General features: G+C 40.6%; 16 protein-coding genes. 5 read left to right on the top strand and 11 right to left on the bottom strand.

The window, feature by feature from the left end; all coding sequences use genetic code 11:
* Window positions 1–139: 139 nt before the first annotated feature.
* Entirely contained in the window at window positions 140–304 is a 165-nt protein-coding gene (locus tag PTI45_RS24140) for a hypothetical protein (RefSeq protein ID WP_161594256.1), read from the bottom strand.
* 155 nt (window positions 305–459) lie between these two features.
* Here PTI45_RS24140 and PTI45_RS11355 point away from each other — a divergent pair, with 155 nt between their 5' ends.
* Window positions 460–921, top strand: coding sequence for a pyridoxamine 5'-phosphate oxidase family protein (locus PTI45_RS11355; RefSeq protein WP_069327696.1), 462 nt, complete (start codon window positions 460–462; stop codon window positions 919–921).
* 48 nt (window positions 922–969) lie between these two features.
* Here PTI45_RS11355 and PTI45_RS11350 read toward each other — a convergent pair whose 3' ends face one another.
* The gene (locus PTI45_RS11350; protein WP_069327695.1) at window positions 970–1,626 is read right to left on the bottom strand and encodes a hypothetical protein; all 657 of its coding nucleotides are present in this window, start codon (window positions 1,624–1,626) and stop codon (window positions 970–972) included.
* Between the two features lie 178 nt (window positions 1,627–1,804).
* On the opposite strand from PTI45_RS11350, the gene PTI45_RS11345 reads away from it, so the two are divergent.
* Window positions 1,805–3,373 carry an FAD-dependent oxidoreductase gene (locus tag PTI45_RS11345; protein ID WP_069327694.1) on the top strand — a complete coding sequence of 523 codons (1,569 nt, stop codon included), beginning with the start codon at window positions 1,805–1,807 and terminating at the stop codon, window positions 3,371–3,373.
* A gap of 172 nt (window positions 3,374–3,545) precedes the next feature.
* Here PTI45_RS11345 and PTI45_RS11340 read toward each other — a convergent pair whose 3' ends face one another.
* A complete protein-coding gene (locus PTI45_RS11340) occupies window positions 3,546–3,893 on the bottom strand; it encodes a YrhK family protein (RefSeq protein ID WP_069327693.1) in 348 nt (115 codons plus the stop codon).
* A gap of 267 nt (window positions 3,894–4,160) precedes the next feature.
* Between PTI45_RS11340 and PTI45_RS11335 the strand changes: the two genes are divergently transcribed.
* Window positions 4,161–5,453: a homocysteine synthase gene (locus tag PTI45_RS11335; RefSeq protein ID WP_069327692.1), complete on the top strand. Its 1,293-nt coding sequence runs from the start codon at window positions 4,161–4,163 to the stop codon at window positions 5,451–5,453.
* Here the strand turns inward: PTI45_RS11335 and PTI45_RS11330 are convergent.
* Both PTI45_RS11330 and PTI45_RS11325 read right to left on the bottom strand, forming a co-directional pair.
* Window positions 5,410–5,982, bottom strand: coding sequence for a dihydrofolate reductase family protein (locus PTI45_RS11330; RefSeq protein ID WP_069327691.1), 573 nt, complete (start codon window positions 5,980–5,982; stop codon window positions 5,410–5,412). The two genes, PTI45_RS11335 and PTI45_RS11330, sit on opposite strands and share 44 nt — an antisense overlap.
* A gap of 115 nt (window positions 5,983–6,097) precedes the next feature.
* Window positions 6,098–6,562 carry a hypothetical protein gene (locus PTI45_RS11325; RefSeq protein WP_069327690.1) on the bottom strand — a complete coding sequence of 155 codons (465 nt, stop codon included), beginning with the start codon at window positions 6,560–6,562 and terminating at the stop codon, window positions 6,098–6,100.
* Between the two features lie 183 nt (window positions 6,563–6,745).
* On the opposite strand from PTI45_RS11325, the gene PTI45_RS11320 reads away from it, so the two are divergent.
* Both PTI45_RS11320 and PTI45_RS11315 read left to right on the top strand, forming a co-directional pair.
* Entirely contained in the window at window positions 6,746–7,465 is a 720-nt protein-coding gene (locus PTI45_RS11320) for a 3-ketoacyl-ACP reductase (RefSeq protein ID WP_069327689.1), read from the top strand.
* 141 nt (window positions 7,466–7,606) lie between these two features.
* On the top strand, window positions 7,607–8,191 hold the full coding sequence (locus PTI45_RS11315) for an LOG family protein (RefSeq protein ID WP_069327688.1): 585 nt from the start codon (window positions 7,607–7,609) through the stop codon (window positions 8,189–8,191).
* A 104-nt stretch (window positions 8,192–8,295) separates the two neighbouring features.
* Here PTI45_RS11315 and PTI45_RS11310 read toward each other — a convergent pair whose 3' ends face one another.
* The 6 genes from PTI45_RS11310 to PTI45_RS11285 form a co-directional block, all read right to left on the bottom strand.
* Complete coding sequence (locus tag PTI45_RS11310; protein ID WP_069327687.1) at window positions 8,296–10,002, bottom strand: methyl-accepting chemotaxis protein; 1,707 nt, start codon at window positions 10,000–10,002, stop codon at window positions 8,296–8,298.
* A gap of 224 nt (window positions 10,003–10,226) precedes the next feature.
* The gene (locus PTI45_RS11305) at window positions 10,227–11,765 is read right to left on the bottom strand and encodes a PucR family transcriptional regulator (protein ID WP_069327686.1); all 1,539 of its coding nucleotides are present in this window, start codon (window positions 11,763–11,765) and stop codon (window positions 10,227–10,229) included.
* Window positions 11,766–11,901: 136 nt separating this feature from the next.
* Entirely contained in the window at window positions 11,902–12,774 is an 873-nt protein-coding gene (locus PTI45_RS11300; protein ID WP_069327685.1) for a carbohydrate ABC transporter permease, read from the bottom strand.
* Window positions 12,774–13,706, bottom strand: coding sequence for a carbohydrate ABC transporter permease (locus tag PTI45_RS11295; protein ID WP_069327684.1), 933 nt, complete (start codon window positions 13,704–13,706; stop codon window positions 12,774–12,776). Before PTI45_RS11295 ends, PTI45_RS11300 begins: the two co-directional genes overlap by 1 nt.
* A gap of 96 nt (window positions 13,707–13,802) precedes the next feature.
* A complete protein-coding gene (locus PTI45_RS11290; RefSeq protein ID WP_069327683.1) occupies window positions 13,803–15,107 on the bottom strand; it encodes an ABC transporter substrate-binding protein in 1,305 nt (434 codons plus the stop codon).
* Window positions 15,108–15,253: 146 nt separating this feature from the next.
* A complete protein-coding gene (locus PTI45_RS11285) occupies window positions 15,254–16,201 on the bottom strand; it encodes an aminopeptidase (protein WP_069327682.1) in 948 nt (315 codons plus the stop codon).
* Window positions 16,202–16,351: the final 150 nt, after the last annotated feature.

Genomic DNA, 16,351 nt, shown 5'->3' with positions numbered 1-16,351 from the left:
TTTTGCTTGCATCAGAGCAGACGCTTTATATGCCAGCAGGTATAGAGTGTTACGTGTGGCTTGCTAGAACGTACGAAGTGATTATATCGGAATTGCTTTCCGTTGCACCGATCAATCGTAGCTTCGTATCTAGACAAACTTACGCTCTGTATCCGTCTGGAGATAAAGGCAGGAGCGGCATTTCGCCATAATAAAGATATTCATTTTTGGACAGACTTCTCCCGTCTTCGCCAAATGAATGAATAATACTATAGCTACCAAGCGGTCTGCGCTCAAGCGTAATAGATAATAGGAAATACAACATCCTGCCTCACCTCCTTCTCCAATTCAAGTCGTTGAATCTTCCTGCTTCTATCCCAGAGATTACAGGTTCAACAGACTCGGGTATAATTAATATATTTTTAACATAGATGGTTAGGGTATAGCAAGACATTTTTTTAGAAAAGGATGTGTCTACTGATGAATACTGTCTCACTTTCCCCTGTATTATTAGAGTTATTCGATGGACAGCAATTACATGAAAAAAAGCAATTAGCGATGCCTCTTCTTACGGTTAATGAAGATGGTTATCCGCATCAAGCCATGGTTAGTGTCGGTGAAGTGATCGCCATAGATAGCGAGCATCTACGACTCGCTCTATGGGGAGGTACAACAACGACCACTAATATTTTACGTACTGGGCAAGCGTTACTAACGTTTGTCTGGCAAGGGGTGTCTTATGCTTTGCGTGTATCGCTTACGCCTTTGCCAGCGTTACCAGATGCCCTCTATGCTAGAGCACGATTTGTCGCTACCATCGAGCATATTCGCGAAGATACCGCCAAATATGCTACCCTTACTTCCGGTATCACGATTGAGCTTCATCAAGCAGACGAAGTATTGGAACGCTGGCAACAGACTTTACAAGAATTACTTCGATAATTGCGATAATTACCATGATCATATTTCTATACAAATGTAGTTTACACTTTACGATTTGGCATTGATGATGTTAAATAAGTCGTTATGATTAAACACATCATAGCTAACTTTCCATGTATCTGCGGTAGGCTGTAATTGTAATTCGCCCTCGACAGGAATACTTGGCTCTCCGTTCGCAAAAGCGATCTTCATTGTATAAGAAAGTTGCAGAACCCCTTGTCTGGTTTGGGGTTCTTTTTTGTGTATTTCTAGATCTTCAGGGCTTAACGTACTTTGCTTTTTAACAGCTAACTGCATAGGTAAAGTGAGCAGTCTGGATACAGTCTGATATTGTAATTGTTTTTCTGTAAGATAGGATTCATTTTTCGTCATTTCTTGTTCGATCATTTCTTCTAGTGAAGTTTTTTTCTTGTATTCCTCGCCTACTGTATATTGATCTTTTTTGTAATTAGCAGCGAATTGGATAGCTTGCTCTACTTGCTCTTCTGTGAATGTAGTTGAATCTGCTTTGGAACTTGTTGATATGCTATTTGCTTGATTACTTGCTGCATTTTCAGTAGTCTGGGTTGGCGTTGTAGACGGTTGTTCCGTAGTCGCTGGCGTCGCTGATTGACTTTGTTGGCATCCTGTCATTACAGCCAAAAGTAAAACGACACTTCCCATGATAAACAGACGTGATTTGCGTTTTTTCGTTGCTTGGGTCATATGTATCTCTCCTTTGTAGTTGGTGAAGTGTTCTATTTTACCATGAAATTCCTGCATATACATCTTTTCACGTATAGCCAAGCGCTTAGTCTTATCCATACGGTGGTAATAATAAAAATGAAAACCTATGAATTTCAAATTACAACGTTCTTATTACAGAACCGGACGGAGGACAACGATGCAAGAACCATCTCATGAAGAAACGTCTGAAAATACATCGCCTCAAAATTTACCTGAATATCCATCTTCGCTGTGGAGAGCTACGGTCGATCTGCCTACTTTTCCTAGTGTGCAAGGAGAAATGGATACAGAGATTGTTGTTGTAGGAGCAGGGATCACAGGCATTACAGCGGCTTATCTACTGGCTCAAGAAGGTAAAAAAGTAGTCTTAGTGGAAAGTGGCAAAGTATTAGATGGAACGACAGGATATACAACTGCCAAAGTCAGCTCGCAACATGGCATGATCTATGATGAGTTGATCAGCAATTTTAGTGAAGAAGAAGCTATTCTTTATTATGAAGGTGCCCAAGAAGCACTCCATTATATGCGCCGTCTGGTTGAAGAACATCAGATTGATTGTGATTGGCAACAAGAGACATCTTACATCTATGTAGAGTCCGACGATGCTACACTCAAAAAGTTGGAAAAAGAAATGGATGCTTACCGTAAGCTGGGTATTCCTGGCGAATGGGTCGATTCGTTGCCTATTCCGTTAAGTGTCAAAGGAGCTATCGCTTTACCGGATCAAGCACGATTCCATCCGTTACAGTACCTTGTGTTCTTGTTGCAACAATTCCTTTTACTTGGTGGAACAGTCTATGAAGATACGATGATTGAAGAAGTGGAATCAGGAGATCGTCCACGTCTGTTGATACAAGATCAGGAATTTGGTATCACTTGCGACAAAATAGTATCCGCATCGCATTATCCAGTCACTGACCAGAATGGATTTTACTTTGCTCGTCTACGTGCTCAACGTTCTTATACATTAGCGGTTCGTGCAGAGACGACTTTTGCCGGTGGGATGTATCTGAGTGTAGATGAACCAAAACACTCTCTTCGTTCGGCTACGATTGATGGACAAGAAATGTTGATCGTTGGCGGTAATGGACACAAAACAGGTCAAGAAGATGAGACGATTACGCATTATGAAGGTTTGGAACACTTTGTAGGCATGTTACTGGGGATCAAAGAAATTCCCTACCGCTGGTCAGCTCAAGATTTATTTTCGCTTGATGATATCCCATGTATTGGTTATATCACAGAAGATGAGCCGAATATTCTAGTCGGTACCGCTTTTGCCAAATGGGGGATGACTTCAGGTACACTTGCAGCTCATATGATGACAGATATGATTATGGGTCGGGATAATCGGTATGCTGAACTGTTTAACCCTTCTCGCAAGCAACCGTTATTGACTAAGATCAAAACAGCTGTTGTCCAAAATGCGAATGTGGCTAAAGAAATGATTACAGGTAAATTAGACTTTAACCGCCGTAAAGCCGATGATCTGGACAATGATGAAGGCGGAGTCATTTGGCATCATGGGAAACGCACCGGTGCTTATCGTGATCCAGAGGGTGCTCTACATATGGTGGATACGACATGTACCCATATGGGTTGTGAAGTCGGTTGGAATGAAGCTGAACGCTCGTGGGATTGTCCTTGTCACGGAGCACGATTCGCCTATAATGGTGAGGTGATTGAAGGCCCAGCGACTAAAGCGTTGAAAAAAGTAAATCGGTAATCAGCATTTCTATAGAGCCTATCTTAGAATTAAATAGAGCGTATGTTAGAGTTAAATATAAAAAAACCTCAACTCTTATCGTTGAGGTTTTTTGTTGCCGTTTTTTGTTTTCATAATCATCTATAATCTGAATGCAAACGGTGTGCTTTATATTATCTTTATATCCTGCTGTTTATTTAGAAGGATAAAAAGTCTCTTTTCCTTTTTCATCGTCAATCCATTCCATATGAACACGTTGAATAATAGAAATAATCGCTCGCAGCAATGTATTCGCATTACCGATAATAAACATAATCGTGCCTGTTTTCGTTTCACTGGTAAAAAAGAAATAACTACCTGTCAAAAAACAAAGTGTTGTAAAAATATCATTCAATAGCCGGAATAGTTCATACCGATTGTTGGTAAAGATACGCCGATGTGTTAGATCCACAACAAGACTGGTTTCATCTGGTTTACGTATACGCATCCGACGTGATTTTCGTGGTAGATTCTTTCTTCTCGTTGCATCACGTTTTCGCATAAGATCACCCTCCTCGTCTGATATTACCCTTATTTTCAAAGAGTGAAAGTCATTCAAGAGAAGCTTTTATGTCGTAAATATCAACACTTTATTCACAAAACTATATGTACTCCAGCTATAAAGCATACTATTTTTATAGGAATTATAAAATTAAGATTGAATATTACATCAGATCATGCGAAAATAGGTAAAATTGAGAATGAACAACACCTCTGATTCGACAGCCTCTATTCACCTATTCTATTTGGTTAAAGGAGATTTGAGCTTATGTCTGAACATCAACCTTTTTCATTCGAAACGTTAGCTATTCATGCAGGACAAGAAATCGATCCGACTACTTTTTCAAGAGCTGTACCGTTATATCAGACTTCTTCATATGGATTCCGTGATAGTGAACATGCGGCTAATTTATTTGCACTCAACGAATTTGGTAATATTTATACCCGTCTGATGAACCCGACAACGGATGTATTTGAACAACGGATTGCTGCTTTAGAAGGTGGCGCAGGTGCACTGGCTACCGCATCAGGGCAAGCCGCGATCACATTTTCGATTCTCAATATTGCCAGTAGCGGTGATCATATTGTATCCGCGGCGAGTATATATGGAGGTACATACAACTTATTTGCTAATACATTGCCTAAGCTTGGTATAGAAGTTACATTTGTTAATTCAGACGATCCGGAGACGTTCCGAGCAGCGATTACAGATCAGACGAAAGCGCTTTATGCAGAAACGGTAGGTAATCCGCTAGGAAATGTGCTGGATATCGAAGCTGTTGCTGCGATTGCCCATGAGCATGGGATTCCGCTAATTGTCGATAATACTTTTCCAAGTCCTTACTTGCTTCGTCCGATCGAACATGGAGCGGATATTGTAGTGCATTCGGCGACCAAGTTTATCGGAGGTCATGGTACATCTATTGGTGGTGTGATTGTAGACAGTGGGAAGTTCGATTGGACAGCCCATGGTAAATTTCCAGGCTTAACTGAGCCTGATCCGAGTTATCACGGCTTGGTGTATACCGAAGCGGTAGGTGCTATTGCTTATATTATCAAAGCCCGTGTACAACTGATGCGTGATCTAGGCGCGCCGATTGCTCCATTTAACTCGTGGTTATTGTTACAAGGATTAGAGACGCTCCATCTGCGAATGGAACGTCATAGTGAAAATGCTAGTCAAGTGGCTGCTTTTCTAGAGCAACATCCGCAAGTCGAATGGGTAAGCTATCCCGGTCTAGCCAGTCACCCTTCTTACGATTTGGCACAGAAATATTTACCTAAAGGTCAAGGAGCGATTCTGACATTTGGGATTCGTGGTGGCGCTGATGCCGGGAAGAAATTGATTGAGCAAGTTCAATTATTTTCACATCTTGCTAATGTAGGTGATTCCAAGTCGCTTATTATTCATCCTGCCAGTACAACCCATCAGCAGTTAACGGAAGAACAACAACTAGCTGCGGGCGTACGTCCAGAATTGATTCGTTTATCGGTAGGCACAGAACATATTTCGGATATTATTGCTGATCTGGAGCAGGCGATTGCAGCAAGTCAGGCTTAACATAATGTAGTGTGACGAGTTGTCCATACGAACGAGTCTCTTGAGCAATCCATGATGAGGTCGGGAATCCTTCTCGGAAAAGGGGGATTCCTGAACCTAACATCACAGGTGCTATCGTAATGATCATTTCATCGATCCAATGATGTTGCAAAAATTCATGAACAAGCTGACCGCCGCCCATTAACCAGATATGCTTACCTGATTGTTCTAATTGCTGTGGTACCCACGATGTTAATTCTTCTTGAATAGGAGTAACATGTTCGTCTGCCTGCTGAGATGAACGAGAAAATACATAACACTGCTTATCCTGATATGGAAAAGGCATATCAAACCCCTGAATAACTTCATATGTATGTCTACCCATAAAAATCGTATCAACCTGCTCTATAAAATCGTTATACCCGTTATCACCTTCCCCTTCAATCTGTTCTAACCACTCTACACTTCCTTGTTCATCCGCTATATACCCGTCTAAAGACATAGCTATAAACAAAATAACACGACGCTTGGATGGATCTTTGAATTTCATAAATACACCTCCTAGTTTGTATTTATTGTAACAAAAAAAGATAAATCAGTACACATGTTCGTGTGACTAATCTATCTTTTTATCATTGTATATTGGTAGTTCGTTAGATGTAAGATCATGCAATATTCCCTGTCTGATGGGCATTTAACGCATCATAATACGCTTCTAAAGAACGATCCAGAATCGTTTCAAAAATAAAAAGTTCTACGTCAGGCAATAAATCGCGTGCATATTCCCACGCATTTTCTTCAATTCGCAAAGCAATCCGTGCACACTGCAAAGAATCCGAACACTGCTCTAATTCATCAGCTAACATTTCTAACATCGGATCATGAGCATGACCTAATTCATGAGCAAAAATGATCTGAATATAAGATTCGATAGGTTGTAACGATCCAAATAGCTCGATACATTGTTCTTCAATTTCTTGAATATATAAAGTAATCGTACGGCTGTTCATACCGAACTTGCCACCTATCGAACGATCACCTGGAAAATACGGTTTGGTTAACACGTGCACATGACTATTGGCGCGGTGCAATAATTTTTCAATAATAGGTTGAACATAATCTTGATCCAAAAGGCATCCCTTCACTTTCTAGGAATTAAATTCCACAATATATCAGTATATAGGAATTGTCGGAATTTGTAACTGATTTTATTACATTTTCTCAAAAGTAATTGCTTTAATTTTGCCCCGATGAGTTCGGAAGAGTATAATAGGTACGCAATCTATCACACGATTACTAGGAGGATTTCATCTATGGATATTCATCATAAAACAGCTATTATCACAGGAGCAGGTAAAGGAATCGGTAAAGCGATTGCTGAAGCTCTTGCGAAAGAAGGCGTGCAATTAGGATTACTAGCACGTACTGCTTCAGATCTAGAACAGTTGAAGGCTGAATTGACTTCTACTTATGATATTCAAGTATTTACAGCGACAGCAGATATCGGGAACTCGGAAGAAGCACGTCAGGCAGTTGCTTCACTTGCGGCTTCTTTGGGACGTGTAGATATTCTGATCAATAATGCTGGAATCGGTAGCTTCGGTAAAATGGTTGATATGGACCCGGCAGAATGGGAACAAATTCTACGTGTTAACCTAATGGGTACATACTATGTGACTCATGAATTGTTACCAGGTATGATCGCACAAGAAAGCGGAGATATTATCAATATTGCTTCTACTGCGGGTGAACGTGGATTCGCTACAGGATCAGCTTATTGCGCTTCCAAATTTGCTGTGATGGGTATGACTGAATCATTAATGCAAGAAGTACGCAAATTCAATATCCGTGTAACTGCGCTAACACCAAGTACAGTGAATACGCCACTTGCAGTCAATGCAGGGCTACCGATTGGTGAAGAAGATCGTATGATGCAACCGGAAGATTTGGCTGAATTGGTTGTAGCTGCACTTAAATTACCTTCTCGTGTGTTGCTGAAAAGCGCAGGTCTATGGACAAATAATCCGCAATAATTCAATTTTGCTTATCTATTTCTTTATTAAAGTTCTATTAGGGGATCAAGCCTTGAATATATTCAAGGCTTTTTCTTATATTGCGCTGATAAAGGGTATATATACTATACAGATATATACCTTGCATAAGGAGTGAATAGTATGAGATCAATATGTGTATTTGCAGGCTCGGGTACAGGATATAATAGTGATTATTTGCAATACGCATCATTGTTAGGTCAACGTATTGCTGAACATGAGATTCATTTGATTTATGGAGGTTCACGACTGGGATTGATGGGTGCTATCGCAGATGCCGCTTTACAAGCAGGAGGTACAGTCACAGGAATTATGCCTGCTGGATTGCTACATAGCGAACGAGGCCATCAAGGATTAAGTGAGTTGATTCGAGTCGACAGTATGCATGAACGTAAAGCAATGATGCAAGAAATGGCAGATGCTTTTATCGCTTTACCCGGTGGATTAGGTACACTGGAAGAATTATTTGAAGTATTATGCTGGTCACAGATTGGAATTCATCATAAGCCGTTAGGATTATATAATGTGAATCAGTATTATGAACCTCTGTTACAGTTGATTCAACATACTGTTCGTGAAGGATTTTCAGGTTCGTCTTCGTTAAGCCGATTGGTCTATTCTGATGATGCAGATACATTGTTAGAACAAGTGAGTCATGATATGCCGATCACTTCTGATCTGCGTTGGGACCCTTCTGCTTGGACTTGAACAGATTGGCTATGTGTACAACAAATACCCGCTGAATCGATCATCTATGGTCGGTTCAGCGGGTATTTGGTTTGTGATATTTTCTAAGACATTATCCGATTAGATTACGAAAGAACTTTGGATACTGCTGCTTGCAATTGAGATGACATCGCATCTAACTGCTGTGAGCTTGCCGCCAGTTGTTCAATCTCAGTTCCTACGGTTTCTGATACAACCAATACTTTATTAGAAGATTGAAGGGCATGTTCAATCGTTTCTTCTAACTGAATTAATTTTGCTTTTACCTTTTGAGAACACTCGATTTTTTCTTGAGCAATCACAGATACTTCACCAATACTGATCGCTGTTGTTCCTACCGCTTGCCAGATCGCTTCCAAAGCTTCTTCAGATGATTGCGCCGCAGCACGACCGGATGCGAGATGGAGACTACCTTGGTTTAACGTCTCTACAGCACGAGTAATCGATACACTCATTTTGGAAGTGAATTGTTCTACCGATTGTGCTCCTTCACTTGCTTGTTCAGCCAGTCGTCTGACTTCTGAAGCGACTACTGCGAATCCTCGCCCTGCTTCTCCTGCACGTGCAGCTTCTATCGAAGCATTGAGAGCTAGTAGATTTGTCGATCCTGCAATCTCTGAGATCGTATGTGCAATCAATTGAATTTCTTTGGAATAGCTATCTAACTCCTGTACGATTTTCCCATTTTCAACAGCGGCTTGGGCAAATGCTTCTAACGATTGAATCGTTTGTGTCATCGTTTCTTTGCCTCGTTGCGCTGTTTCTTGTGTATATTCTGAATCCTGCACAGCTCCGTTGATACGAATCGCAGCACGAGTAATAAGATGTGAGAGTGTCTGCATAATATCGTTGGATTCGTGAATCACTTGGTTGCCTGAAGACGCATTGCTATTCATTTCTTTATTACTAAGTACAACCTCACTATACGAATGACTCATCTGTTCGAGTGATCTGGAAAAGTGCTCTGACGAATCACTGATCTGACTTGCCGAAGAATACATATTCTGGCGAATGTCTGCCATTAGATGCGATAAATTATCCATCATGGCACGAATCGACAGACTTAAACGTCCAATCTCATCTTGACTACGTACTACAGGAAGCTCTACTTGTAGACTGCCCCCTGCGACTTGCTCAGCAGCCCGAGTGATCATAATTAAAGGACGTAACAGACGCTTCGTTACTAACCACACTACAATCATTGCAGCAACAATTTCTAATACAACGAATAAAATAATCCCTTTTTCAAAACTAGCATTGGCTTCTTCATAAGGAGCATTAGGTACACCCACATACCAGATACCAATCACTTCACCGGAAGCATTTTGAAGAGGCATATATGCGGCTTGATTGACTTGCCCGACCACATTTGCTTCGCCTGTATAGGATTGACCTTGTTTTAATACGATATTACCGACTGTATCTGAGATTTGGGTACCTGTTGCACGTTGCCCATCTTCTTTGATCACATTTGTAGCAATTCGAGTATCATTTAAAAATAAAGTAGCGGTATCCCCTGTTTTTTGACCAAATTGATCTATCCATGCAAATTGATCATTCATGACCTGCGAGCCTTTATACAATTTCCCATCACGCGCTTCCCATTCCCCGGGATACATCGCATCCATTAACAAATAACCACTTTCCAGATCGCCAAGTAGTTTTTGGTGAGAAGCTTGAATCATTTGGCTACTGGCACGTTGAACTGCATAATAACCCAATAATCCACTTCCAATAATAATAACGATACTAATATAAATAACCATCTTTTCTCGAAATCCTAATCTTGCCATACCTTTTCGTACTCCCCCTAATTATGCTGTTTACCTGTAAAAATGTAACTCTATTCGTACTTATTCATGTGCAATCTCTGTTGTTATCCCCAGTACAACATCATTTGCTAACTATCTTGCTTATTATTTATCGGTCAAAATCATTAATTGATTAAGCTTCTATGTAACTAAAATTTAAAATAAAAAGCCGTTCTCTCTGATGAGAAAACGACTTGGATACTTCATTATTCGGGATGTTCTAACAGGTAATAGTAGATCAAGCACATCTGGTAGACCAATTGCTCATGAGGATCGTTAAGATCAAATCCTGTAATATCTCGAATACGTTCTAACCGATACTTTACTGAATTGCGGTGGATCGATAGCAAATGAGCAGTATCAATCAAGCTACTTCGACTTTCCAGATAGAAGAAAAGTGTCCGTAATAAATCGGTCGTATGTTCTTCGTCATATTGCTTGAGCTTACCGAGCTTACGGTCAAATAGTATACCGAACCCTTTCTCATCCATCGTGCCACGTAGTAAATGATAGACTTCGATATCTTTGTAAGCGGTCAAAGCGGTTTCCCCGCTCAATCGGCGAGAAATCGTTAGTGCATTACGGGCTTCGCTAAATCCTTCATGGATATCCCACAACGCTTTGGGGCGACCAATACCCGAGCGATATCCTGCTAATTTGCCTTCTTTATCATTTAACCATGACAAGACAATATCTGCCCATGGAATAGTCTGTTGGCGCTGATCTCCCGCATAATCTGCATTCACTTGAGGTGTAGGTAGAAATAGAATCGCACGATTACTACGAAACTCGATATGTGGACGAATATTATACTTGGCAGCTTCTTGGTACAATAAGCGTGTCAACCATTCTTCATCCGGTGCTACACGTCCTTCAATCACAGCCACTTCCCACAAATGAGAAGGATTCATTCCTAATTGTTGACCACGATCTTCGACTTCATGACGAGGAGGAGCCGGTGGTGTCATCAATTCATCTATAAAATTACCTCGTAAACGGTTTTCAGTGTCTTCGATAATTTTGTTACGCATCAGTTCTAGCGCCAGTACTAATCGTGCTTGTTCAATCCCCACTTCTTCCATTGCATCTAAATGTTCTTTATCGACTAACAGATAAGCGACACTACGCTGATCGACATTAATATTTCGCCGGACAGGATACTGCGCATGATGGAAATCCCAACCGATGGGTGAGGAGACGATCAATTCTTCACTGTGGTTGATCACAGCGACAGGTGCTTTGAGTAGTCCTGCCACATGATCGCTTACTGCTTGGATACCTATATTTTCAAGAACCATGGTGGTTAATGTACGATACGCTTCATCTGATCGTTGCAGTAACACTTCTTGTCGATGGAGTGCTTGTTCGATAACAGCATGAGTGATATCACTATATGAAATGTCTTCTGGTAATTCGATCAAGGGAAGTCCATACTGATCACTTAGCTCTTTCGCTTCTGCTGAAATATGATCAAGCACCTGTACCGATTTGATCACCAGACCTGCTGCTCCACTTTGATGTAACTGTTGAATCATTGTTAGTAATAACGCTGGACGATCTCGAAGCGCATATGCGGTCACCAGAATAAGTACTCCTTGCTTATCTCCTGCAATCTCATAAGGTTCTTCAATAATATCAATCGTTTTGACTACACGATCCAGCCCTTGTGCACCGCTTATCACCTTCGTTTGATGTAACAAAGGAATCTTTAATAACTCTTGTATCGTCAATTCTAGCACTCTCATTTTGTTCACCACCATATTCACATTGTTGCTAGATCTATCTTCTGCTCTATCATACTATCCTAACACACCAAAAAAGCGTATCCCTTTCTTCGGTAGAATAGGATAACGCTTAATGGAGTTGCAATACTATAGTGACTTATCCTTTGGTACCTGCGGTCAAATTCATCCCTTCGATAAAATAACGTTGAAAAATAAAGAACAACACAATCACAGGCAATAATACCAGTACAGAACCTGCCATCAGATAATTCCATTGTGTCTGTACACTTCCTCGAAAAGATTGCAGACCGATTTGTAAGGTATACAGCGACTCATCATTTACATACAACAGTGGACCCAAAAAGTCATTCCATGCGCCGTTAAATGAAAGAATCGCAATCGTTGCTAGTGCAGGCTTGGATAGTGGAATAATCACTCTTAACCATGTATAAAAGTGACTGGCTCCATCAATCTTCGCGGCTTCACTCAGTTCACGAGGAATACTTAAATAAAACTGTCGCAACATAAAAATATAAAAAGCACTTCCCAAAAACTGCGGAATAATTAACGGATAATAAGTGCCCACCAAATGTAATTTGGAAAACATCACATATTGCGGAATAAGGGTAACAAATCCCGGAATCATCATAGTCGCTAGCAAAATCGAAAACCATATTTTTTTACCACGAAATCGAATACGTGCAAATCCATACGCAACAAATGCGTTCACAATCACATTACCAGTGACTGCAAAAAAGGAAAGCAATAATGTATTCAACGTATATTGAGTAAATGGAGCTGCTGCCCATGTACGAATATAATTATCCAGATGAAATTCTTGCGGGATAAACGTAGGCGGATATTGAGCAATTTCTTGCATCGACTTTAACGATGTTGCGATCATCCACCAGAGGGGCAATAAGAATAAGACACTTCCTAATGCCAGAATGATAAAAATAATGATTTGACGTGGAGATAGACGCTTTTTATGATGTATCTGCGGTGAGATATATGGCTGTACACGTCCCATTATTGATCATCTCCTTCATAATACACCCAGCGTCTGGATAATTTCATATTGATTAAAGTGAGTACAAGCACGATCACAAATAGCACCCATGCCATACCCATGGCATAGCCCATATCAAACACAGTAAACGCTTTGTGCCACATATGCAGATTATAAAAAAGCAGTGAATTCATAGGTCCACCGTTGCCACTTTCAGTCATAACATATCCTTCTTGAAATACTTGAAATCCACCGATAAAACTGGTTACAACATCAAAGAAAATGACAGGCGAAATCATCGGCAACGTGATATGCCAGAATCGACGAAACACAGAAGCTCCATCTAATTTAGCCGCTTCATAGAGTTGTGAAGGTACACCTTGTAAGCTCGCTAGATATAGTAACATCCCTCCGCCTACTGCCCACATTTTCATCAAAATAATCGCCGGCTTAGTCCATACCGGATCACTTAACCAAGCAGGACCTGATATACCTACCCAAGATAATAAGGTATTGATTAACCCACTGGTTGGACTTAATAATTGCATCCATAGAAAATAGACACCGACTCCAGATAGTACAGCAGGCAAATAATAGATCGTGCGGAAAAAGCGCATCCCTAAGATCTTCTCATTTAATAACAAAGCCAGTAGCACAGAACCGATCGTCGTTAGAGGAACCATCCATACAACATAATATAATGTGTTTCCTAAAGACGTCCAGAACAAAGGATCATCGGAAAACATCCGTCTATAATTGTCTATCCCGATAAAGTCCATTCGTGAGGTCACATCATAATTGGTAAAACTGGCATACAGCGAAAATAACATAGGAAACAATGTAATCCCAAATAATCCAATCAACCACGGCAGTATAAACATATACCCTTGTCTTTCTTCCTGACGGGCTAATTTAGACAGTTTCGGACGTTTATGCCCGATCGTTGCTTTCATGATTGACCCCCTTTATGAACGTAGGAAGCGAGAGTTTAACAAGGATTAGCTCCGAGTCCACTCTCGCCTCTACACTTGAATTACATAATGATTGATTTATTTTGTATTTTGCGCCATCAAGTTCTGTATATCTTGTTGCGCCGCTGCTAAAGCTTGCTCGGGCGTTTCTTTTCCCAGCAATACAGCATCCATATGTGGATTAATTAGATTTTTATAATCAGGAGCACTTAATGGAATAGGGAATAATTTGGTACTTTCTAGATTTTCCACTGAAGCTTTGTAGACTGGATTCTGATTCGCTTCTGGATCTTGTGCGGCTTCCATATTAGCGACATTATCAAAATTTTTGATGGCCCAGTATTTCTGAGCTTCTACACCTGTTAGATACTTCATAAATTCCCAAGCTTCCGCTGGATGCTTAGCTCCGCGAGGAATTTCTACAACGAATCCACCACCACTACTCCAATGACCGGAACCACTTTCACGTTCTGGAATCGGGGCTACACCAAAATCGAGGTCTTTGCCAAACTCTTCAAGTTGAGTGTTATACGTTCCTGTCTGAATATACATAGCGACTTTACCTGAAATAAAAGCATCGCTTTGTCCATTACCGAATTCGGCTTTCATCGCATCTACCGTCTGACGACCTAGACGATCTTGCCAGGACAGCAACCATTTCAGCGTGTCTACTTTGCCCGGAGTATTGATCGTGGTCTGATTATTATCATCAAAGTACCCTTGACCGTTGTCTCCGTTGATCAACCAACTATCTATCCCAAAATCACCCCAAAGTGGATAGAACCCAACTTGTTGATAGGTATCGCCACTTTTTTTATCTAATTTTTGAGCATACTCTTCCAATTCTGCCCATGTTTGTGGAGGATGATTGGGATCAAGCCCTGCTTCTTTAAAAGCGGTTTTGTTATAATACAGCATTCGTGTATCCGTATTGAACGGTAACGCATATGCTTCATTGTTATAAAGTACATTTTTCCATAATTCTGGATAGAAATTGGCTTCAATATTATCTTTTTGCAAATAAGGGGTTAGATTGGTATTTTGATTTTTGCTCGCCCGGAGATTTACGTTGGCGTAATCATTAATAATGACATCCGCCGGATTACCAGCCGCCACTGCCGCAAGATTCTTTGTCCAAATATCACCAAAAGGGAGGTATGTATGCTTAACAATAATGCGATCCTGCGAAGCATTGAAGTCACTGATAATCTTTTCGATAATCGGACGACGAGTCTCCGAACCCCAAAATGTCCAAAAATCGATTTCTACCTTGCCATCTGCTCGTTGCTCCGATGAATCAGATCTTGGCGTACAGGCAGTCATCAACAATAAAATAACCATTGGGACAATCCATAATATATTTCGTGTATACTTACGATGCATGAACAAATTCCTCCCTGTGTAATTAACAATAGAATAAAAAAGCTCTATATTTACAATAAAAGACAAAGTATTACTTTGAATCCACTTATTACAATAAAAAAAGAGCAACTTCTTGTAATAGCAAGAAGTCGCTCTTTTTACTTTTTTTATGCTAACAATTCGCCTGCACGCATAATCAGAACATCATCCAGATACACGTCTGGCTTCTGGACAACAGCGTCAATATGTACACCTGCTGCAACTGTTCCACCAAATGTATTATTACTGCCAAAAGCAACATGGATCGTACCGTAGACTTTTTCATCTTCCAACACAATTCCTGTAATACGTGCTTTATCATTTGTTCCAATTCCAAATTCACCTAACATCCGTCCATCGCCGTCACCTAACATCAGCAATAATTCGGCTCCTGTATCCCCTTCGGCAGCGACCAGACGACCTTCACTAATATTCAGTAATAATGGAGAATCCAGTGCTCCGATCCCTGCAATAGAACCATCAATCACGATCTGACCTTGAGCGGTTCCTTCCATCGGAGCAATATAAGCTTCACCTGAAGGTAAATTACCGGATTCTCCAGGGTTCAAATACAATCCTGTACTCGGAACACCTTCACGTTCTTCTATTGAAAAGGATAAGCTATATCCTTCTTTTTCAATACGGACTGTCGATGCTTTGGTCAGTAAAGAAGTTACATGTTCTGTTAATTCTTTCACTTTGGCATATTCAGCAGTGATCGCACCATGGGTGAACATATCTTCTGTAATTCCTGGCATCGTCGCTACCCGTGTACCTGCGGCTGCGGCTTGCTTACGTGCAGCGGTATGAGTTAACGAATAACGTGTTACACAGATTGCTACCGAAGCGTTCATCATCGCTGTAGCAATCGAAGCAGGTGGTTCTTCTCCTGATTTGCTACGCTCTTGCATGACCATCAACATCGATTCTGCTCCTAATCGCTTTCCTGCTTCATACAGAGATTCAGCTAGATGTTGGCGACTATCATCAGCCACTACAACCAAAGACTCTCCTGCTTGGAGTCCAAGACAATCAATCAATACATTTTTACTAATTTCGATACGTTCTTCGCTCATGGTATATCCATCCTTTGATTCTAGAGTATAAGTAAGATTGATCGCGTACTTTATGTCTTATATTGTTCCATAACTCTGTATAAAACACCAATCGCATTTATATAATCCAGATGCTTTTTAAGATATAATATGTTTTTACATCATACATAG

The organism is Paenibacillus nuruki (assembly GCF_001721045.1).
In the GTDB taxonomy this organism is placed as follows: Bacteria; Bacillota; Bacilli; order Paenibacillales; family Paenibacillaceae; genus Saccharibacillus; species Saccharibacillus nuruki.
Note: the sequence above shows the minus strand (reverse complement) of the source record. Positions and strands in the feature narration are given on the sequence as shown.